The sequence below is a fragment of the Candidatus Desulfosporosinus nitrosoreducens genome (genome assembly GCF_030954495.1).
Lineage (GTDB): Bacteria > Bacillota > Desulfitobacteriia > Desulfitobacteriales > Desulfitobacteriaceae > Desulfosporosinus > Desulfosporosinus nitrosoreducens.
In genome coordinates this window covers 35340-57708 of record NZ_JAVHUW010000065.1, presented here as the reverse complement: position 1 = coordinate 57708, position 22369 = coordinate 35340, and the positions used below count along the sequence as shown (strand labels likewise).

20 protein-coding genes are annotated in these 22369 nt (G+C 43.3%); 2 read left to right on the top strand and 18 right to left on the bottom strand.

Annotation, left to right across the window (positions count from 1 at the left end; all coding sequences use genetic code 11):
- Positions 1-214: 214 nt before the first annotated feature.
- The 18 genes from REC12_RS16640 to REC12_RS16555 form a co-directional block, all read right to left on the bottom strand.
- Entirely contained in the window at positions 215-400 is a 186-nt protein-coding gene (locus REC12_RS16640) for a Spo0E family sporulation regulatory protein-aspartic acid phosphatase (protein ID WP_308896407.1), read from the bottom strand.
- A 264-nt stretch (positions 401-664) separates the two neighbouring features.
- Complete coding sequence (locus REC12_RS16635; RefSeq protein WP_308896405.1) at positions 665-1066, bottom strand: response regulator; 402 nt, start codon at positions 1064-1066, stop codon at positions 665-667.
- Positions 1067-1143: 77 nt separating this feature from the next.
- Positions 1144-3189, bottom strand: coding sequence for a methyl-accepting chemotaxis protein (locus REC12_RS16630; protein WP_308896403.1), 2046 nt, complete (start codon positions 3187-3189; stop codon positions 1144-1146).
- A 254-nt stretch (positions 3190-3443) separates the two neighbouring features.
- Positions 3444-4229 (bottom strand): ABC transporter ATP-binding protein, encoded by a 786-nt coding sequence (locus REC12_RS16625; RefSeq protein ID WP_374214220.1) that lies wholly within the window; start codon positions 4227-4229, stop codon positions 3444-3446.
- Positions 4208-5053 carry an ABC transporter permease gene (locus tag REC12_RS16620; protein WP_308896401.1) on the bottom strand — a complete coding sequence of 282 codons (846 nt, stop codon included), beginning with the start codon at positions 5051-5053 and terminating at the stop codon, positions 4208-4210. The genes REC12_RS16625 and REC12_RS16620 overlap by 22 nt, the downstream gene beginning before the upstream one ends.
- A 5-nt stretch (positions 5054-5058) precedes the next feature.
- Complete coding sequence (locus REC12_RS16615; RefSeq protein WP_308896399.1) at positions 5059-5838, bottom strand: ABC transporter permease; 780 nt, start codon at positions 5836-5838, stop codon at positions 5059-5061.
- A 119-nt stretch (positions 5839-5957) separates the two neighbouring features.
- Positions 5958-7058, bottom strand: coding sequence for an ABC transporter substrate-binding protein (locus REC12_RS16610; protein ID WP_308896398.1), 1101 nt, complete (start codon positions 7056-7058; stop codon positions 5958-5960).
- Positions 7059-7091: 33 nt separating this feature from the next.
- Positions 7092-7853, bottom strand: a complete 762-nt coding sequence (locus REC12_RS16605) for an ABC transporter ATP-binding protein (RefSeq protein WP_308896396.1) — start codon at positions 7851-7853, stop codon at positions 7092-7094.
- A 982-nt stretch (positions 7854-8835) separates the two neighbouring features.
- Complete coding sequence (gene pdxS / locus REC12_RS16600) at positions 8836-9720, bottom strand: pyridoxal 5'-phosphate synthase lyase subunit PdxS (protein ID WP_308896394.1); 885 nt, start codon at positions 9718-9720, stop codon at positions 8836-8838.
- 127 nt (positions 9721-9847) lie between these two features.
- Entirely contained in the window at positions 9848-11023 is a 1176-nt protein-coding gene (locus tag REC12_RS16595; protein WP_308896393.1) for an iron-containing alcohol dehydrogenase, read from the bottom strand.
- Positions 11024-11208: 185 nt separating this feature from the next.
- Entirely contained in the window at positions 11209-12585 is a 1377-nt protein-coding gene (locus tag REC12_RS16590) for an aminotransferase (RefSeq protein ID WP_308896391.1), read from the bottom strand.
- A 50-nt stretch (positions 12586-12635) separates the two neighbouring features.
- The gene (ald, locus tag REC12_RS16585) at positions 12636-13748 is read right to left on the bottom strand and encodes an alanine dehydrogenase (protein ID WP_308896388.1); all 1113 of its coding nucleotides are present in this window, start codon (positions 13746-13748) and stop codon (positions 12636-12638) included.
- Between the two features lie 525 nt (positions 13749-14273).
- On the bottom strand, positions 14274-16715 hold the full coding sequence (locus REC12_RS16580) for an ATP-dependent Clp protease ATP-binding subunit (protein ID WP_308896386.1): 2442 nt from the start codon (positions 16713-16715) through the stop codon (positions 14274-14276).
- Between the two features lie 89 nt (positions 16716-16804).
- Positions 16805-17845, bottom strand: a complete 1041-nt coding sequence (locus REC12_RS16575; protein ID WP_308896384.1) for a protein arginine kinase — start codon at positions 17843-17845, stop codon at positions 16805-16807.
- A complete protein-coding gene (locus REC12_RS16570; protein ID WP_308896383.1) occupies positions 17835-18350 on the bottom strand; it encodes a UvrB/UvrC motif-containing protein in 516 nt (171 codons plus the stop codon). The genes REC12_RS16575 and REC12_RS16570 overlap by 11 nt, the downstream gene beginning before the upstream one ends.
- 14 nt (positions 18351-18364) lie before the next feature.
- A complete protein-coding gene (locus REC12_RS16565) occupies positions 18365-18835 on the bottom strand; it encodes a CtsR family transcriptional regulator (RefSeq protein WP_308896382.1) in 471 nt (156 codons plus the stop codon).
- 280 nt (positions 18836-19115) lie between these two features.
- The gene (locus REC12_RS16560) at positions 19116-19412 is read right to left on the bottom strand and encodes a hypothetical protein (RefSeq protein ID WP_308896380.1); all 297 of its coding nucleotides are present in this window, start codon (positions 19410-19412) and stop codon (positions 19116-19118) included.
- A gap of 276 nt (positions 19413-19688) precedes the next feature.
- Complete coding sequence (locus REC12_RS16555; protein WP_308896378.1) at positions 19689-20117, bottom strand: universal stress protein; 429 nt, start codon at positions 20115-20117, stop codon at positions 19689-19691.
- 387 nt (positions 20118-20504) lie between these two features.
- Here REC12_RS16555 and REC12_RS16550 point away from each other — a divergent pair, with 387 nt between their 5' ends.
- Complete coding sequence (locus REC12_RS16550; protein WP_308896376.1) at positions 20505-21722, top strand: MDR family MFS transporter; 1218 nt, start codon at positions 20505-20507, stop codon at positions 21720-21722.
- 38 nt (positions 21723-21760) lie between these two features.
- Positions 21761-22333 carry an NUDIX hydrolase gene (locus REC12_RS16545; protein ID WP_308896375.1) on the top strand — a complete coding sequence of 191 codons (573 nt, stop codon included), beginning with the start codon at positions 21761-21763 and terminating at the stop codon, positions 22331-22333.
- The last annotated feature ends 36 nt before the right edge of the window (positions 22334-22369 follow it).

Here is a 22369-nt window from a genome sequence, read left to right as displayed (position 1 = left end):
AAATATCTGAATGTAACTTATTTAACAGTTTCATTAATCTCATAAAACTATTCTAACAGGTTTATTAATGCTGATTTACCTACACCTGTATAACCGGCAATAGCAAACAGCCGCCCGGATTTTACTTTAAGTGAACTTCTTCACAGTCCGGCCGTTAGTATACCCAAGGTATGCCGCCTTACAAAATCATCTAAAACTCTTATCTTGCAAAAAGTTAAAAATCGAGCTCCTCTAGTTTTTTAATTTTCATTAATTCTTCCTGGTAGTTATTCAAAACAATATCCAATATTTGACTCTCAGTTATGACCCCTATATCTTTTATCGATTTTCCTTTTTTAATTTCGACCATGCTTAGGTGCAATTCTTCGACTTGCTTTAATAGTTTTTCGATTTCACTCATATACAAATCCTCCCCATCAAGCTTAAGTACATTTTAATTTTAGTTCTTCACTTTTACTGTAATTTAAACATGTATTTCTCGAAAATTAAGCAAGTCATTTTTGATTTTACTTTTGCCAATTAATCAAACGGCAAGTGTGGTACCTAAGAAACATGGCGATGTTGGCAACGAGCATCCGCGAGTAGACTTTAAATCAACCGCAGTCAGTGGTCTGTAAAAGAAGTCAAAAGCCTTGAATTAATCATTAAATTGAAAAAGATACCTCTATGGAGTTGAAGTTAGTAAATTGCGGACTATCTTTTTAAGCTCTTCCAAATCGAAAGGCTTAGTCAGAATATCGTTTACGAATCCCTTCGCTATTACTTTTTCAACATTCTGTTGACTTATATATCCGGACATAACGACTATGTTAATATTTTTATTGATCTCCTTAAATTTTTGTCCTATTTCAAAACCATTAATCTTAGGCATCTTTAAGTCCAAAAGAACCAAATCCGGTAGCTTTTGCTGAAATTCTCTAAGAGAATCTTGACCGGATGCCGTTGTTGCAACGGTATAGCCTTCATAAGACAGCGTCTCATGTAATAGTTGGCATATATCAGGATTATCATCGACTATAAGTATAGACCAGTGATTCGCTTCCTTCAGAACACGGTCTATTGGCATAAGACTTAATCTCCTTTCATTGCCCCTTTTAATACTTTAAGTTTTCTTTATACTATTTAACCTGATTCGTTGCTAACTTATAATTGAAACGTACTAACTGCTACCTGAAGGTCTTGGGCAAGCTCGGCAAGGGCATGGCTGGCGGCAGCGATCTCTTCCATGGACGCCGATTGTTCCTCAGTTACGGCCGATACCGTCTGTGTTTCCTTGGCAGCTTTCTTACTCAGCTCGTCAATATGCTCCACCGACCCCACGATTTGCTGGCTACCGTTGACTATCAGATAGATAGCTTCCGAAATTTCACCAACCTGAGTAGATACTTTGGTTACTAGTTCTTCGATTTCCTGAAATGCTCCCCCTACACCAGCTACAACTTCCGTACCAAGTTTCACTTCCCGGGCACTAACTTCCATCTCTGTAACAGCTTGATCGGTATCTTTCTGAGTTTCTTCAATTAATTCCGCAATCTGCTTGGCGGCATTTTGTGACCCTTCCGCCAGCTTGCGAACCTCTTCCGCAACAACAGCAAATCCCTTGCCCTGCTCTCCTGCACGAGCAGCTTCAATAGCAGCATTCAACGCCAGAAGATTAGTCTGACCAGCGATATCCGAAATAGTATCCACAATCTGTCCTATTCTTTTCGACTGCTCTCCTACTTTTGTAATTGCTGCTGCAGCCGTCTGAGAAACCTTTTCAATATTGGCCATCTGCACAACAGCTTTGTCCACCGACTTACTACTATCTTTGGCTTTTTCGTCGACCTGGACCGATTGTCTTGCTACCTGGTTAGCATTAGCGGCAACCTGCTGGATTCTTACAGTCATTTGTTCCATAACAGCGGTGGTATCGTTGGTGGCAACTAATTGTTCCTTCGCACCTTTCGCTACGTCGGTGATAGATGCCGCTACCTGATTAGCTGCCATGGACCAGTGGTCAACGTTAGCAGAGAATTCTTGGCTTGCAGATGCTAATTGCTCGGAAGCATCTTTAACTTTTATAATCACTGCTTTCAAATTATTAGTCATTTTATTCAAAGCTTCGGCCAAGTGGCCAATTTCATCTTTACGGTTTGTGTACTTTCGAGCCATTGTAGCGGTAAAATTCCCATTGGCCATTCTATCGCATTGCTCAACAGCAACTTTTAAGGACTTTGAAATATTAGAAGATATAAACCACGTGGCAAAAATCATCAGCATTAAACCGATACCACAAACGAAAAAGATAATAAAATTAATGCGTGTGATATCCTGCCTGTACTCTTTATCTGTGATAACAACTCCTATGGACCAACCCGTACCGCTAAGAGGAGCATATCCGGCTTGATATTTTATCCCTTCAAAAGTATAGGCGCCTAGGCCAGTTTCACCTGCCATCATCCTTTGACTGAGACTCTTGTCTACATCCTTTATATTCAATTTTAATATTTTTTGAGGGTCAGGATGATATATAAAATCCCCGTTTTTACTCAGCAAAAAAGCATATCCCGAACTCCCGACTTTGACTTTTTTCATCATAACGGCAATCTGGTCTATTGTTACATCAACGGCAACCACACCCAACCTATTCCCACTGTTGTCAAAAATCGGTTTCATAACACTGATAACCATTTTTCCCGTCACCTTATCCACATAAGGATCGGTATAAACAACATCTTTTTGAGAGAAAACCTCGTTGTACCATGGCCTTGACTTAATATCCCAATCAGTAGGACAATCCCAGTTATCTTGTGTAACCAGATAACTGGCCTCATCTAAAGCAACCCATGTAAGAGCAATGTTTTTATTTTCATCAGTGTTTTGAATCTCCTGTAAAGTCTTGACAACCTCCTTATATAAAGGGTTTGTCCTAACTTCCTCCCTGCTCTGTATTTCACTCATGTAAGTCTTTAATTCCTGATTAGTAGCCATCTGCTTGACAAGTACGGAGTATCCTGATAATAATTCATTAAGCTGATTAGCTGTTGCCCTTGACTCCAATGAAAGTTTTTGGTTCGTCGCATCCAATATAATACTTTGGGAATAATTCATAAAAACAAAGCCTACAATTAAAAAAACAATAATTGCTATAGATGAGATTGCAACTATAATTTTTTGGTTAATACCGTTTATCCTTATTTTTCCCATAATATACACCTTCCTCTGATCCTTGTTTCTCAGTGGAGTTGTTGCCTATTGAGTTACTTAAGCCTTCCGCCAGAATCTTATCCGCCCTGAAAAGCAAGTCTATAATTTCATAAAGAAAGGACTCTCACAGAAATTCATTTAAATTTCCGTGACACCCCTTTTAGTCCTATTCAAATATGTAACTTATTGGTCAGCTGCCTGTCTACGACAGACAGATGTAGGCTTTTCTCATTTCCTACATCTGTCATTGAGTTTTAAAGCAGCAAAGCGGTTTCATTGGTGATCGTATTTCGCAACTTCAGAAATTCCAGTTCCGTGTATAACCTGGGTCTTGGAAGATTGACATCATAAATTGTTTTCATACGACCAGGCAGTTTTCCCTCTAATGAAATTATTCTATCGCCTAAAAAAATCGCCTCTTCAATATTGTTGGTTACAAATATGACCGTTCTTTTTTCTTTTTCCCAAATACGTACTGTTTCTTGTTCCATCAAAATGCGTGTTTGAGCATCGAGCTGGCCAAAAGGTTCGTCCAACAGCATTATTTTGGGGCGATTAGCATATGCTCTCGCAATCCCAACACGTTGCTTCATTCCACCGCTTAATTGGTGAGGATAAGATTTTTCAAATCCTTTTAAACCCACTAGGTCAATGTAATGCATTGCTATTTCAATTGCCTCTTTTTTAGAATGCCTACAAAGTTTAGGTCCCATTGCTACATTTCCCAAAACCGTCTTCCAGGGAAACAACGTGTATTTCTGGAAGACCAGACCCCGATCCGGCCCAGGCCCGGTGACCTCCTTGCCGTCCAAATAAACTTTTCCGGAAGTCGGTTTTTCCAAACCGGCTAAGATTTTTAAAAGTGTTGATTTACCAGATTGTCCGGGGCCAAGAACAACTAAAAACTCGTCCTCTTTCACTTCCAGATCGACGGAATCAAGAACGTGATTTCTCCTTGCCCCTTCACCGAAAATCTTGCTCACACCAACACATTGTAACTTTGGCATCTTTGCCTTACTTACTTCAGCGCGGTTTTCCAAGGACAGACCCACCTTTCCAGATAATTCATAACGCTAGAAATCAGAAAAGACGTTACAGCGATTATAGCCATCCCACCAATGATCATCGCTGAATCGGATAAATTCATCCCCTTGATAATAATAAAGCCCATTCCTTCTCTAGCCCCCACAAGTTCCGCCGCAACCACTGTGGACCAAGCCACACTTAACGAAATTTGCAATCCTGCGAAGATAGCGGGGAAAGAAGCTGGCAGTGTAACTTGCAGGATCTCATCCTTGCGACTTCCTCCTAAAGAACGTATAGCATCGTAGAGTTCAGGATCAATCAAGCGAATCCCATTAAATGAGTTAATTACAAGTGGCACAAAAGCGCCGATAATAATGATAAATATCTTTGATGTTTCCCCAATACCAAACCATAAAATCGAGAGTGAAATCCAGGCAATAGGCGGCATTGGTTTAAACAAATCAAATAAGGGTTTAATGATAGCATGAATGTATTTGTTAACAGCCATTAGTACCCCGATAGGTACACCGATGACCGCAGCAATAGCAAAAGCTATGAGTACACGTCTTAAACTAAACCAAAGATGTTCTAGGAGAGTTTTGCCGGCCAGCGGAACCGATAATAAGCTTCCTAATCTAGCAATGACATCATAGGGGCGCGGCAATAAATTCCCCTGTGATTTTACAGCGATTAAATCCCATACCAGAAAAAACAAGATAACTGAAACTACATATAAGACAGGCCTATTTGATATTATTTTTTTAATTGTGATACACTTCTTGGCTTTGTTTAAAAGTATATCGTTCTTCATGACAGAATCTTCCGTGCCAACTTGCAAGATAACTACCTCCTCAACCCTGCTTGAAGCTTTCTTTCAACCAGGTCAATTACTACCCCAATTAAATATCCTGTTAGGCCAATCATAACCATCCCCAGGAGAATCATGCTTGGATCAGCCAAGCGTTGACCCATTGTAATTAAGAAACCCAGACCTTTATTAGAAGCAATCATTTCGGCAGCGACTAAGGATGTCCAGGATGCCGCTAAAGCGAGTTGCAGACCTCCGAAAACCATGGGCAAAGCGGAAGGTATACAGATATTTTTAAACACTTGCCAGTCTGAAGCTCCATAAGTGCGTGCCATCCGAATAAATGTGGGATTTGTCATGCGTACGCCCACAAAGGAATTAATGACTGCCGGAACAATGCCAGAAATTAAAATGATATACACTTTACCCGTTAAACCAATCCCAAACCAAAAAATAGTCAGTGGAATCCAAGCAACGGGCGGGATCGGACGAATCATCTCAAATATCGGTCTGATAAACCCTTCTGCTAAAACAAACCAGCCCATTAAAAGCCCAAGGGGAATCCCTATGACCAATGCTAATGCATACCCAATGACTGCTTCTTCGAGGCTTGTAAGTACATGAACCCACAGAACCGCTCCGTCAGGATCAGCAGAGGTTAGTTTATAGACAAATAACTTAAAAATTTGGATCGGGGAAGCCAATAAGGTATTTGGCACGATATTCCAATTTACAATGAGTTGCCAGATCACTATAAAGGCTATGACACTTATGACTGAAATCAGTTTTAGACCCCGATTGCTATTCTCATTCATATTTTCACTCCTTGTATGACAAAAACATTTTTAATATTCTTTTTTCGTTAGTACTCATCAAGCTGTCATTGCGCTGGTAAAACTACCGTTGCGCTAGACAGCTTGATTGCGTTATAATGTTACTGAGTAATACCCTTTTCTTTTGCCAGCATTTTCAGGAATTTATCAGTAATATAGTTGTCTTTTTGAAGTTTTTGATTTTCGTCAGCCGTGAACTTGCCGCTTTTGGTAAAGAAATCAGCGACATTATTCATCCAGGTAGCAACTTGACTTGTTCCTTTTGAATTGTCGAATAAGGCAAGTTGTTCTTTGAGATTATAGATCGTGTGATTCTGAATATCTTTTGTTGCGTCATCTTTAGAGATATCTATGCCGCCCCAATCTTTCATGAACTTTTGATATTCATCGGCTAACTGCGTATTTTGGGACTTCATTCTATCTATTCCTTGGAAGTATACGTCCAGAAATTTCACCACTTGGTCCGGATGTTGATCAGCATAAGTTTTATCTACTAATACTGCAATCGGGGTATGAGCGCCAACTTGTGCACCGTTTGCCAAGCTCTTGCGTTGTGTTTTCCCCGTATAGGTAAACGGAGTCCATAACGTGACTGCATCCCCCACATTTGAGTCAAAAGCGGAAACTGCCTGAGCTTGTTCCATGTTAGAGATTTTAACATCACTTTCCTTAAGTCCGAGACTTTCTAAATACTTAACAAGTGTATACTCACCGCCAGAAACTGTTGTTACGAGAATGTTTTTCCCTTTAAGTTGATCCGCTGTGCCATAAGTCCCATTAGGATTTTGGGTTTGTAATAGGGGGCTATCGGTTCTGGTCATAACCATATTGCATAAAGATTCGTCATCGCCTACAGCAATCATATAAGCATCATAACGCACAGCCGCCATTAACATCGGTACACAACCGGTTGCTCCGATATCCCACGCTTTGCCCGGCAAGGCTGAAACTTGAGGCATACCGGAATCGAAATAGACGAGTTGGATTTTTATGCCTGCTTTTGTGTCGAGGCCTTTCTGCATTCCATCGTAAGTCATAAATGTTTCGAACTCTGGTTGGTGACTTACTCTAATAGTTTGAACAGAACCAGAAGAACTACTGGCTCCAGAACTACCGCATCCTACTAATGTCATAGATAGAACCAAACTAGCGGATAGTACACCAATTACACTTTTGGTGATTTTCGACTTTAGCGACTTCATATTTTCATCCTCCTTTTATTTTGAGAAATTGACTTACCACCATTTAATGAGTTCGGTCACTTCTTCTCTTATTCTAATAAACTCAGGATTAAGAAAATTTCGCGGTCTGGGTAAATCAACCTTAACCTCTGTTTTTACGGTCGTAGGTTTTGGACTAAGAATCAAAATACGTTCTGAAAGATATACGGCCTCTTCAATATTATGAGTTACAAAAACAACGGTAGTTTTTAATTCCTTCCAAAGCTTTATCAGCTCATCCTCCAAATAATAACGAAGTTTAATATCTAACTGACCATAGGGTTCATCCATTAATAAAAGATCTGGCTCTGTCACAAATGCCCTTGCGACTGCGACACGCTGTTCCATGCTGGCAGATATTTGGTTAGGATAAAGATCCTGACACCCTTTTAAACCAACGAGTTCAAGTATCCTGTCTAACCGTTCTTCAAGTTCCTTTTTGGGCACCTTCTTAATTTCCATCCCGTACGCGACATTATCTCTTACTGTTCTCCAAGGCATACTGGATGGTTCTTGAAAAACAAAGGCTAAACTATGCTTCTTGGGATCAGCTTCCTCACCGTCAATAAGAATATCGCCTTTGCATGCCGGGTGTAGTTTCGTTAATAAATTTAAGAACGTTGTCTTTCCGCACCCTGTAGGACCAACAATACTAAGAAATTCTCCCTCTTTAACATTAAAAGAAATGTTGTCTAAAACCAGCAGATCATCAAAGCTTTTAGTTAACCCTTGTACAGAAACTTTAGTTTCCTTTGCTTTCTCTAATGCATTTACCAATGTTTATCCCACCCTAATAGTTAATTGACTTGCTTTTACCTTAGCCCTATGATATAATTTTCTCCTCGGACAAATTTTTTTAGCATCAGAAAGATAGGGCAGAAGGTTAAAATTCTCCTATTTTATCATAAAACACCACCCTTCAACGTAATTAATATGTGTACCAGCAACTTTATCTCTCCTCTTTTACCCACAAGCTGTAAAAGAGTATAAAAAGACCCCATAAGCCGATTAGCAACTCATTAAATTATTGATACATGCTCTATTCCGACAAATAGTAATTTTTCAAGAATAGCATAACTAAACTAATGAGGTCAGATATTGCATACTTATAGGCTCTTTATGCTGTTTTTATGGCTTGCTATTTAGTCTTTTCTTAAAGAGGAGTTCTTACAACAGCGTATGCCATTAAAGCCGCTGTCCACTCCAGCAGTTTTAACCAGAACTTTATGTCCTTCATGCATCAAGGCATGACTACTACAGGGTTAAAGCAACCCACCAACTATCATTAAAACATCTCTTTCTAATTCTTCCTTGCCCAAACAATGATCTTGCGATATAATAATATAAGTAATTTCAACTTACTCTTGGAAGGTTTCTTTTTTAAAATTAGAATTTGATTTTTAAGTTGGTAGGTACCAATTCCCTTTGCGCTTATTATATGTTATTCTTATAGTAGATACAAGTATTTTTAATCGACTATTATTGAGAATATTTTAATTAGTTTTGCAAATAACAACATTATTCTTCATTTCCTGACATTTTTCGGACTGATTAAAATTGCTTAAATTGTCTATTTATATATCTAATGATAGGACCTCGGGCGTGCGTCCGAGGTATGAGTCGTAAGCCTCAGTCGCCTGATTCCCATAAGAAGCAAGTTTATATTTTCCTAGAGAATTGAGAATGGCATCGTAGAAATTATCAAATTTCTGCGATGCCATTTTTCAGCACTATCTATAACCACGACGGACCCTCTAATTTACCAACCCCGTTCTTGCATGCGCTGGGATTCAGCTAAGGTTGAAATTTCAATTCCGGACATAGGTTGTCCTAAATCCTCAGAAACCTCGGCAAGTAATTTTGCATCCTTATAGTGGGTTGTTGCTAAAACAATTGCTTTGGCACGCGCCTTAGGATCACCAGATTTGAAGATTCCAGACCCTACAAAAATACCATCGACTCCAAGTTGCATCATCAAAGCCGCATCAGCAGGCGTTGCTATACCTCCAGCAGCGAAATTAACGACGGGTAGCTTTCCATGCTCAGCAACATAAACAACCAATTCATAGGGAGCGCCCATATTCTTGGCTGCTGACATAAGCTCTTCTTTGGGCATTGATGTTAAAGCCCGCATATCATTCATGACAGTACGCATATGCCGAACAGCCTCTACAACATTCCCGGTTCCAGGTTCTCCTTTAGTACGTATCATGGCAGCCCCTTCACCGATTCGGCGCAAAGCTTCCCCTAAATTACGGCAACCACAAACAAAAGGTACTTTAAAGTTATGCTTATTTATATGATACGAGTCATCAGCAGGTGTCAGGACTTCTGACTCATCAATGTAATCTATATCTAAAGCTTCTAAGATTTGGGCTTCTACAAAATGACCGATACGCGCTTTAGCCATGACAGGAATCGATACTGCATCCATAATATTTTTAATAATTGCAGGATCAGCCATCCGTGCAACCCCACCTTCAGCTCGAATATCCGAAGGAACACGTTCCAGAGCCATGACGGCACACGCTCCGGCCTCTTCTGCAATCATAGCTTGTTCGGGGGTCGTCACATCCATGATGACACCACCTTTCAGCATTTCCGCAAGCCCTGTCTTTACTTTCAATGATCCAATATCAATCATAGGTATTCCTCCTCAATATTGCCTTAGCCACGGTCTATTTTATCCTTGATATTTTTCAAAAAATCGACCTGCGGTATGTGGCCCAACAGCCCTGTGACAATACTAAGAACAAGGAAGGTCAAGTTCCTTAGCTCTTAATTTTAGCAGCTAATTTTTCAAAAACCATCGTCACATCCTCTTCAGTAGGAATCCTAGGATTTGTCAATATACCGTTTCCTGCCAAGGCATTGCTTACCATTTCAGGTATCGCTTTACGGTAAGCCTCCAGATCCGTTATAAATTTATTTTTCGCCTCGTCCCAAATTCCAAAGGCATCATTATAACTATTCACAATGTCAATTGCTTGTCTGGCCAGTTCTCTTTGGGAAAGCTTTGGATCGGCACCTAGCGCTACCGCTACCCGTGCATAACGTTCTTCCGCGACCTCTAAGCCAAATTCCATAACAAAGGGCAGAAGTAACGCGACACTTAAGCCGTGGGGGATGTGAAAATAGGCACCTAAGGCTCGGCCGCCGGCATGGGCAAGATTAGTGGATGCATTGGAAAAAGCTAACCCTGCATAATAACTAGCTATCGCCATCTTTTGGCGTTCCTCTTCATTCTTCCCATTCGCAAAAACCTTAGGCAGGGCTTGTCCAATCATCTCCATTGCTTTATAGGCGTATAGATCGGTCATGCTGTTGGCTTTATTCGAGACAAATGCTTCCATAGCATGTGTCAAAGCATCCATTCCCGTAAAAGCGGTTAACGACGGGGGAAGCGTCATGACGAGTTGGGGATCAAGTATTACTATATCAGGCACTAACTCTGGATGTCCTGGATTCTCCTTGATGCCGGTCTTTGAATTATTAATGACCGATACCCTTGTGGCTTCAGAACCTGTACCTGACGTTGTCGGAATGGCAATTAGCGGTAAACGCCCTAGGCGAGCTTGTTTGGGAATCTCACTGAAAATCATATCAGGTTTTGCAGCTAAAGCAGCCACTGCCTTTGCCGCGTCTATTGAACTGCCGCCTCCTATCGCCACAATGCAGTCGCACTCCGATTCTTTGGCGGCATCCAGACCCTCTGTTATATTATCGGAATTAGGTTCATTCGCAATTCCGCTATAAATTGCCATAGGTATGCCCGCTTCAGACAAAATGTCGCTCACTTTTTTACCCAGACCAATCTGGGGGGAATTCAAAAAGGCATCCATGACTACGAGTACCTTGTTTCCACCAATCGCTTTCACGAGTTCTCCGATACGGCTGAAGCTATTGAACCCAACTTCGAGTCGTTTCGGACCACAAAAAGTCATCATGTCAAACTCTCCTCCATTGAGATTTTAACAAGTACACAAAGAGCCTATAAGCCGATTAGCAACTCACTGAATTATTGAAACATGCTCTATTCCGACAAATAGTAATTTTTAAAGAGATAGCATGACTAAACTAACGGAGTCGGATAATGCATACTCATAGGCTCTTTATACTGTTTCTTACTGATCTATTTAACCTTTTCTAAGGCGTTCTTGATAGCGTCTACAATCCTGTCAATTTCCGGTTTCGTGATAATCAATGCGGGTGCTATTTGAAGAACATTGTTAAATCCGGGTATACTCCGATTCATTTTGCCTAATAGCACACCTTGGGCCGTACAATTTCCCAAAATCTGCCCCATTACTTTTTCGCTTACAGGCGCTTTTGTCTTCTTATCCTCGACGAATTCAATCCCAACAAAGAGGCCCTTACCGCGTATATCACCCACTATGGGAAAGCTCTCCAGTTCTTTTAAACGACCTATTAAATAGTCACCCATCTCTTTGCTATTTTCGCATAACTTTTGTTGTTCGATGAGCTTAATGTTGGCATTAGCTCCGGCGCATGCCGCTGCACTCCCGCCAAAGGTACTAATATCCCGGAAATAGTGCATGGTGTCGCTCGGATCTGCTAAAAACCGGTCAAATAGTTTCTGCTTAATGACCGTAGCGGATATCGGCATGTAAGCACTTGCCAATCCCTTGGCCATCGTCACCATATCAGGGTCTACATTAAAGTGTTCGTGCCCAAACATTTTACCTGTTCTACCAAATCCACAGACGACTTCGTCCATAATGAGCAGCACATCATATTTTTGGCAAATCTCTTGGATCACTTCGAAATATCCATCGGGAGGAACAATGAGGCCACCGCCTGCTGTAATCGGTTCAAGAATAACCGCGGCTACAGTATCCGCACCTTCTTGATTAATCTTTGCTTCGAGGTCACCGGCACATTCCATATTACAACTCGGATAGGACTTACCGAAACTACACCTATAGCAGTAAGCTGGCGCAATGCCCATGAACCCGGGAACTAGAGGTTCATAGCCCATTTTTCTTTCTGGTTGACCCGTTGCGCTCAAAGCAGCTAACGTCGTGCCATGATAATCCCGCTCACGGAAAATAATCTTATACCGGTCTTGAGAGGGGTATTTCAGGCGGGAATATTGCCTGGACAACTTAAAGGCTTTTTCATTCGCTTCAGAACCACTGTTGGAGATATACACCTTGTCTAACTTCGGTAAAAGAGAGGTTAATTTCTCCGCTAGGGCCAAGAGTGCCGGATTCCCAGCCGAACCTGCATAATAAGGCAATACCTTTAATTGTTCATAGATCGCCTCGGCTATGGTATCTTGACCATATCCCACGTTGACACACCATACTCCACCGGATACACCGTCAAGAAACTCTTTCCCGTGAACATCCTTTACTATACAACCTTTTCCCTCAACCATAATGGTCGGCTCTTGAGTTTCAAAAACCTTATGTTGGGTTAAATGATGCCAATAATATTTTTTATCGAGTTCAACTAACTTATCAGCATTAAATTCTTCGCACTTCATAATATTAACTCCCTTCTTATGGCCATTTCATTTGGACATTTCTGCCTAATTTAAAGGGCTTCGTTTAAAGGAACATAAGCAAGGCCCAAGGCCTTGGCAACTTCTTCATAAGTTACGTGACCATTGATGACATTAACACCTTTTGCTAAGGCTGGATCTTCTAGTGCGGCCTTGATGCCCTTATTGGCTAACTTGATAGCATAGGGCAATGTAACATTGGTCAAGGATAACGTTGAGGTTCTGGCAAAAGCTCCTGGCATATTGGCAACGCTATAATGAACGACGCCATGTTTCTCAAAGATAGGATCATCGTGGGTTGTGGCATGATCAATGGTTTCGACACATCCACCTTGGTCAATAGCGACATCAACGATAGCAGAACCTTTACGCATCGAAGCGACCATTTTCTCAGTAACGACTTTTGGGGCTTTCGCGCCAGGCACAAGCACAGCACCAATCAGCAAGTCCGTATCAGCAATCGTCTCCGCAAGGGAATATGAAGTAGATACGACCGTTTTAATCCGGAAACCAAACATATCATCGATCATTCTTAAACGTTTGGGATTGATATCCATAATCGTGACATCCGCTCCCATTCCCAAAGCAATCTTGGCTGCGTTTGTACCGACGACACCTCCGCCGACAATCGTGACCTTAGCAGGAGCTACACCGGGTACACCACAGAGCAGGACACCTTTTCCGCCATTATATTTGGCGAGCAATTGTGATCCAACCATGGCAGACATTCTTCCCGCGACTTCACTCATAGGAGTTAAAAGTGGGAGGGAGCCATCTTCCGGCTGAATAGTTTCATAAGCAACCCCTGTGACCTTATTCTTTAGAAGGGCTTTTGTTTGGTTCATATCGGGTGCCAGATGCAAATAAGTGTACAGAATTTGTCCTTCTCTTAACAAGTCATATTCACTAGGTAACGGTTCTTTAACTTTTATAATCATATCCGCACTAGCAAAGACCTTTTCAGCAGAGCTAATAATTTCAGCACCGGCCGTAATATACTCGTCATCACTAAAACCACTGCCCACTCCGGCAGATGTTTCAACGATAACTTTATGTCCTTCATGCACTAAGGCATGAGCCCCTGCAGGGGTCAAAGCGACTCTATTTTCATTATTTTTAATTTCTTTTGGCAATCCAACAATCATTAAAAACACCTCTTCTTCCAATTTTCCTTGTACAAATAATGATTTTTAAGATACAATAAAGGTATACAGTTTCTTATTTACATTGAATAAGCCAAAATCTGCACAATTTTAGCTTATTTTTTAAATCCTCCTTTCCCAGAATTTAAACCAAAATTGGTAGGTACCAATTCTTCTTGCACCTATTATATGTTGTTCTTATAGCATATACAAGGACTTTTAATCGACTATTACCGAGAAAATCCTAATTGATTTTGCGATTTTCGATATTTTTTGTCCTTTTTAGACCTTTCTAAAAGAGTTACGTCATTTAATTTGTCTGTTTTTATCTAAATGATAGGAGCCTCAACTTGCGCCAAAGTATGCGGGGCAAGCTTTAGCTACCTGCCTCTTTAAAGAATAACATCCATATTTCCCCGGAAAATTAAAAGGGCGTCCCTGAAAATTTGCTTTAAATTTCCGGGACACCCTTTTTAGCATTATTTAAATATTCTACTGTGCCTCAAGACATCCTTCCGTGTTCCTTCTTTAGGCCCGTGAGAAGGCTATTTTGCCGTCTTCTGCCTGGGCGCGGATTTTGTCCCCTGCTTTGAACTCTCCTTCGAGGATCTTTTCAGAGAGGGCATCTTCGATCAGACGCTGCATCGCCCGACGCAATGGCCGAGCGCCAAAGGTTGGATCATTTCCCTCTTTAGCAATGAGCTCAATGGCACCGGGATCAACTTGAAGCTCAAGGCCGTGTTCCAGCAAACGTTTGTTCATTTGGAGCGCGAGAATTTCCGTAATCTTGGCCAAATGTTCCTTTTTCAGAGAGTGGAAAACTACAAGCTCATCAATACGATTCAGAAATTCCGGCCGGAAAGTACGCTTTAATTCCTCCATGACTTGACCGCGCATATTTTTGTATTCTGTTTTCTCATCACTCTGAGCGGCAAAGCCCATGGCTTCTTTGCGTAAAAACGAAGATCCGACATTAGAGGTCATGATGATCACGGTATTGCGGAAATCAACCGTTCTTCCCTTGGTATCCGTAAGCCGTCCATCTTCAAGTACCTGCAGCAGAATATTAAATACCTCTGGGTGCGCCTTTTCAATTTCATCCAATAAAACAACACTATAAGGTTTTCGCCGAACTGCTTCTGTAAGCTGCCCGCCTTCATCATGCCCGATATATCCGGGAGGTGCCCCCACCAGTCGGGAAACGGCATGTTTCTCCATGTATTCCGACATATCAATGCGGATTAAAGCCTTTTCATCTCCAAACATGGCTTCCGCCAAAGAGCGGCCCAGCTCAGTTTTGCCAACGCCGGTTGGCCCCAGAAAGACAAAAGAACCTATCGGACGTTTGGGATCTTTTAATCCCGCCCGTGCCCGGCGAACGGCCCGCGCTACGGCGGTAACGGCGTCCTCCTGACCGATTACCCGTTGATGGAGAATCTCTTCAAGCTTTAAAAGGCGTTCACTTTCTTCCTGTGCCAATTTCTTGACCGGAATTCCCGTCCAACTGGCCACAATTTGAGCAATATCATCCTCTGTCACCATGGCATTTTCTTTGCGCCGCTGACTCTCCCATTCCTCCCGTTGCTTGGAGAGTTCTTCCTTAAGTTTGTGTTCCTGGTCCCTGAACTGTGCAGCTTTTTCAAATTCCTGGCTGGAAACTGCCGCTTCTTTTTCTTTTTTCAGACCTTCGATTTCTCCTTCCAGCACTTTCAAGTCCGGGGGAGCCGTAAAGCTGGCCAGCCGAACCCGCGATGCTGCCTCATCCATAAGGTCTATGGCCTTATCCGGCAAGAAACGGTCTGAAACATAGCGGTCAGACAATCGGGCGGCAGCCTCCAGGGCCTCATCTGTGATTTTTACTCTATGGTGAGCTTCGTAGCGGTCCCGCAAGCCGTGAAGTATCAAGATGGCTTCCTCTACGGTCGGTTCGCTGACGGTAATAGGTTGAAAACGCCGCTCCAGCGCGGAATCCTTTTCAATGTATTTGCGATATTCTTCCAGCGTCGTTGCACCGATACACTGCAGCTCCCCGCGCGCCAAGGCGGGTTTCAAAATGTTTGCCGCGTCGATAGCTCCCTCAGCCGCACCGGCGCCGATGAGTGTATGCAATTCATCAATGAATAAAATAATGTTGCCGTCTGCCCGGATTTCATCCATCACCTTTTTTAAACGCTCTTCAAATTCGCCCCGGTACTTACTGCCTGCAACCATAGCCGAAAGGTCAAGAGTTATAACCCGTTTATTAATGAGAATCTCCGGAACCCGGCCACTGATGATGCCCTGGGCTAATCCCTCGGCGATGGCCGTTTTACCCACGCCCGGCTCTCCAATTAAGGCTGGATTATTTTTTGTGCGCCTGCTTAAAACCTGAATGACCCGTTCTATTTCTTTTTCCCGGCCAATAACCGGATCCAACCTGCCCTCGCGGGCTTGCTGCGTCAGGTCGCGTCCAAATTCATTCAGAGAAGGGGTATTTGCTGGCCCGGCATTTTTGGCCACGGGAACAGAATTAGCAGCCGGAATAGAGGATTCGTCTAATTCTCCGCCTAATAACTTGACCACTTGTTTCCAGACCCTTTCCGGGCTTACGTTAAGATTGGCCAGGATTCGGGCGGCAATTCCTTCCCCTTCCATGATCAGCCCTAACAAAATGTGTTCTGTACCGATATAATTGACATCTTGACGGTGAGCTTCCTCATTGGCCAACTCTAAGACCTTTTTTACACGCGGAGTCAGCTCAATAACTCCATTATTGGGTTGACCTACACCTGCGACTTCTTCTACAATGCCTCGAATTTTCTCAAGATCCAAGCCCAACCCTTTTAAGGCTTGAGCAGCTATCCCTTCCCCTTCCTGAATCAAACCCAGTAAAATGTGCTCAGTCCCTACAACCTGATGTCCCATTCGTTTCGCTTCACTCTGGGCAATCGTTAAAACTTTCTCGGCACGTTCCGTATATCGTCCTTTCATCTCTTTCATCCTTTCATTAATAACAACATGGCAAGATTTCTTTCCTTGTCGGACCACAATCCAAGATACTGAAAAGCTCAAAGCCAAAATTACGTGGTCCGCTCCCGAATCAGGCGAGCTCTTTCTTCATCTCTCTGGCTAGGGTCAAGTTCGCGGTCCAGGATGTATTGCAGGCATCCTGGTCGTGTAGCAACGAGCAAGGTGGCAAAACTGTCCTTATTCTTAGGCAATAAACCCATATCCACGCCTAAGCGGTCAAGGGATAATAATTGTATGGCATCTTCAGAAGTAAGCAAGCGGGCATTTTGCAGCGTTCCCCGAGCCCTCCAGACTTTGTCCTCCAGAAATACGGGCATCTGCCGGCGAAGATATTCCCGGGCCTGAAGTTCATGCTCCAGGATTTGTCCGGTTACCGCTTCCAAATGGGTGAGTATATCTTCTTCGCTTTTTCCGAGGGTTATTTGATTGGACACTTGAAACATATGCCCGTAGGCTTGAGACCCTTCGCCGTATAATCCCCGAATAGCCAATCCCAAATTAGTCAAGGCCCCCAGAACTTGCTGCACTTGTTTTGTCATCACCAAGCCGGGTAAATGGACCATGACCGAAGCCCGCAAACCTGTCCCGACGTTGGTCGGACAAGCTGTGAGGTATCCTTGGTTTTCGCGGTAAGCAAAATCAAGTTTCTCTTCCAGAGCATCATCACAAGCCGTAGCCAGGCGGTGGGTCTCCATCAGTTGCCTCCCGGGCAAGAGCACTTGAATTCTTAAATGATCCTCTTCATTAACCATAATGGCATATTTATGATCCGCAGCAAGTGCAACTCCGCTCGCGCCTGAGATTCCTCCCAGACTCGGACTGATTAAATGCTTTTCAACCAATACCTGATGTTCTACGCCGCTCAGTCCCGTGAGAGAAATATACTCCAAAGGGTCCTGGTCTATTTTCAGGTCCGAAAGGACCTGGGCCACTGTTTCTTCCACCTGCTTTGCCCCTTCGGCACTTAAAATGTGCGGGAAGGGGAAGTCTTCCAGGTTGCGGGCTAACCGCACCCGGCTGCTAATCACAACCGGCGAATCCGTTTCAGTCATCCAAGCGCTATTTCGTAAAAGAAGCTCTTTACGTGTCATGGTTTTCCCCTCCCTTCAGCTGTTCAATCTGCCGAATTTGATCTCGAACCACAGCAGCGCTTTCAAAATTCTCCTGTTGAATTAACAATTGAAGCTTTTCCTTAAGTTTTCGCACTTCCATTCTATTCTTTATGGCACTCCCGCGCCGGTGGGGAATCTTGCCCACATTTTGTCCTCCGCCGTGAACCCGGCGTAGCAACGGCTCTAATTGAGTCTCAAACGTTTCATAACAAGTGCTACAGCCCAATTTACCGGCTTGAGTAATCTTGGAAAAGGATATGCCGCATTTAGGGCAAACTTTTTCTGAAGGTTGTTCCGGCTGTTTAGGATTTAGTCCAAATAAAGCTTGCAAGAATTCAGGTACTATAATCGGATGAAATATAAAACTGACCTCCTGAGTTTGTTTGGCACAAACTTCACAGAGATATACTTCATGTGTTTGTCCGTTTTCTGTTTTTGATATCTGTACTTTCGCCTCTCTCTGCTGACAATGTTGGCATAGCATAACACAATCCCCCTTTAAAGCAAATCATCCCTGCTCAACGTAGTCAAAATAGCCTTCATTAACCGAGCGCGTAATTCATCCCAATCTCTAAATTCCCCCCGCAAAGCTTCACCCGCAAGGATTCCCCTGATCAAGGCCGCTTCGCGGACCGTCACCAGTTCCTCATCAAGCAGTCTGTCAACCAGCCCGTTGCAGCGCCCCCGAGAGAGCTGATCTCCGATTAATTGCCGCATAATTTGTTGATATTGACCTTCCAAACCCAACCCCAGGCGGACTATACGCAAATATCCCCCGCCTCCTCGGCGGCTCTCCACTAAATAACCACGTTCAACAGTAAAACGAGTATCCAACACATAGTTAATCTGAGAAGGAACGCAGTCAAATTCGCCCGCCAGCTCACTACGTTGTAATATAATATACCCCTCTGACGTTTGTTCCAGAATTCTTTTTAGATATTCTTCAATGCGATCCGCAAGATTTCCCATAGCTTGATGTACTCCTTGTTTAAATAATCTTCATCGTAACCAGCCCCAAACAAACATTGACCTTTCCTGACCTTCTGTCTATATGATACCCATTTTCCGCAAAATTTGCAAAGGTTTTTTAAAATAATTTTAGATATAGCTTAAAAAAATCTGGCTGGCGGCTGCCGGCCGCACCTTTTGCGGGAAGAAAGCAGTTGACCGAATATACTTTCCGGCTTAATAAAAAAGGACCCATCGTAAAATGGTCCTTTGTAAGGATTTGTTTAGAGCAAGTGAAGTATCATTTAGAAAACAAAACAAAATAGAACCATGATGACAACGTTAGAAGACCGATACCACCCAGAAGCCAGACAACAGGTTGCCCCTCTAAAGGCTTAGGCCCATTTTTCTCAAGTTGCTGAGGATCAAGCTGAACTGTTTCTTCAAAATCCGTTCTTGGTGGAGACGTCAATTCCGCTAGTCTTCGCATCCCTATTCGCGACGTAGTCGCGCGCGGCGCAATATCCAGCCAATTCAAGGACCCTTGCAGCATCTGTTGGAGTTCTTCAGGGCTAAGCCAAATAGTATGCTCTTTCATGAACGTTAAGCGATGTCTCCTCCCATTGATAGAAAGAACATCGCCAGCACCTCCAAATCGTAACGTAATTATGTCGGTCTCCTGTGCCTGAACCTCTGGGTTCTCTACTTGTGCTATTCGTGATCAAAAAAAATTTCCCTGCAAGTAATGCAAGGAGTTTTATCCTAATTGTCTCAAAAACCTTCCAAAATACTACCGGAAGTCTTTCCTGTTCGCTCAACGGATTTCGATTGCGACATTTTTTGCCCTGAAATCCCAGGATAAACTCCGCACTGTCTATTTAATAATAAGAACCGGACAGCTAGCTCTCTGCAACACTCTTTGACTCACGCTTCCCAAAACAGACCCTGTGATTGCGCCATAGCCGTGGCTCCCCATGACTATCAAATCAATGCCTTCTTTTTTAATTTCATCCAGGATCACCGTTACCGGGTGGCCGGATTCAACCTTCTGATTTATCAAAACCTTTGCAGAGTCAACGCCCGCTAGAGTGGCTTCCAAAGCCAGCTCTCCACTTTGATCGAGCTGATCTTGAGTTACGGTAATGCCATAGGAAATCGTGTATCCCCAAAAAGCCTGGGGAGTATAGCTAACATGGAGAAGCTCAATCTCAGCCTGAACAGTTTGGGCTAAATCTATGGCGGCTTTGAGAGCGCGTCGTGAAAATTCCGAGGCATCTGTAGGGACGAGAATTTTTTTAAACAATCCTGTCACTCCCTCCTAAAATATGGACTATCTCTCCTTATTATATCCTATTCCCACTATACCCATAACGATAGCTATTCAATACTCGTGCGCCGGGGAATCCTTGGCAAGGTTTGGCTCACCCTCTGGCTCAACTCAGTCATAAGTATTTTCACAGTCTATTTCCGGCTGTATAATCATTTTAACTGATTTTACAAGTTTTCTCAATTGTTTTCCAAGTAAGGCCATGGCGCAGAACCTTAGTCGCACTTATCCAGGGACTTAGCCGCTCTTAACTCACCGCTTCCAGAAGCGGGAGTCTTAGAGCGGATTAGTCAGCGGATAGAGGGTTTTATTATACGCATGTCGAAGTATTTATTTCCGAGTTTTTTAAAGGTGGTATTTAATTTGAGATTGAAACTCCCGGATATTCCCCGCGCCGTCACAATTCTCATCATAGGGGGATTCGTCCAATCTATTGGAAATTCTTTAATGTGGCCGTTAAACAGTCTTTTTATGCACAACATTCTGGGCCGAACCTTGACGGAGGCCGGTACTCTTCTGGCCCTTCAATCTGCTGCTTCTTTACTGGGACAGTTTTTGAGCGGCTTTATGGCGGATCGTTTTGGAGCCAAAAAGGTCATGATGGTCGGCCTTGTCGGTGCAGTCCTAACAGTTGGATCAATCGGGCTTTTTCCCGTCTGGAATGTTTACGCGCCGGGATTTATCTTATTTGGCTTAGCTCAAGCCTTTATCTTTGTCCCTTTGAACGCACTCCTGCATACCGTCTGGCCAGAGGGCGGCAGGCGGGGATTTAACCTTCTTTATGTTTCAAATAACGCAGGAGTCGCCATCGGTACAGCTATCGGAGGAATGATTGCCCAAGTCTCATTTCGCCTTACCTTTTCTTTGAATGCTATAGCCTTTATAATTTATTTTCTAATCGTGTCAGTTGGCATTTCCGAACAAAAACCTCTCCTCCGCGGCAGCTCCGCAAAACGACAGACTGAACATCTGATGAAAGACCGCAGCTTTAAAGTACTCCTCGCCTTGGGAGGCGGTATTTTCTTCGTCTGGGGCGCTTACATCCAGCTTGTGGCAATCTTACCCGTGGTTATGAATCAACTGGGTTTTTCACTCTTCTCTTATAGTGTGCTTTGGACGCTGAATGGCGTCTTTATCGTAACATTACAACCTTTGATTAACTGGGTGATTAGAACCTGGGCCCGCTCATTTCAGCGCCAATTTTACCTTTCCTCTATTCTTTTGGCGATCGGGTTTATCATTATTTGGGGCAAACTCCCCTATGTATCTTATATAATTGCCATGCTTATACTAACCCTCGGCGAAATGCTGATTTTGCCTGCCGTTCCCGCAGCTTCCGCCCAACTTGCTCCGCCGGGAAAAACAGGTGCCTACCAAGGAGTCGTGGGCGGATCATCCGCAGGAGGGCGAATGGTGGGACCCTTGCTCGGCGGCATCATTTATGACTGCGGCGGAGGCTCCAGTGTTTGGATACTTGCTCTAGCTTTCATGGCGGCCTCTTCAATTATGTTTTTTATCTACGGCAAGTGTATTTTGCCCCTGCGTCTCTCAGCGAAAAGTGAGCCGTCCTCTTCAGCCTAATTAGATTCTCCAGTACTAAGGAAAGGATCGTGAAAATTATGCCTTATAATTCAACACCCTACAACTATTGTCCGGTTTGCGGCCAAACTCTGCAAGAAACTGTGATTGACAATTACTTGCGCAAAACATGTCCGGTATGTTCATTTGTCCATTGGGGAGATTATTCCCTCGGAGTAGGCGGGGTTCTTTGGCACGAGGGCAAAGTTCTCTTAGTTCAACGCCGGCATAATCCCGGCAAAGGAATGTGGACTATACCCGGGGGCTATGTCAATCAAGACGAACCCATCGGTGACGCTGTCAAGCGCGAAATCTTTGAAGAAACGGGCATCCGGACCAAACCGCTGTCTCTTATCGCTCTCCATGACCGCCCGTCTGAGAAACACGATGCCTATATCATTTTTCTCATGGACTATCTTGGCGGAACCCTTCAAGGACAAGACGAGGAAGTTAGCAATCTCGGGTTTTTCACGTTAGAAGAGTGCCAAAATCTTGCCCTGCCTTCGGTAACTCTCCAGGCTCTCAAAGCCTCCCACTCTGCTACTCCAGGGCTCACCTTAAATTCAAAGGCGGAACTTTTGAGCCCATTATCAGCTATCTATCAGATTTTCTAAGCAGCCTCTATGACTTCTATCAATTTAAGACGGGAT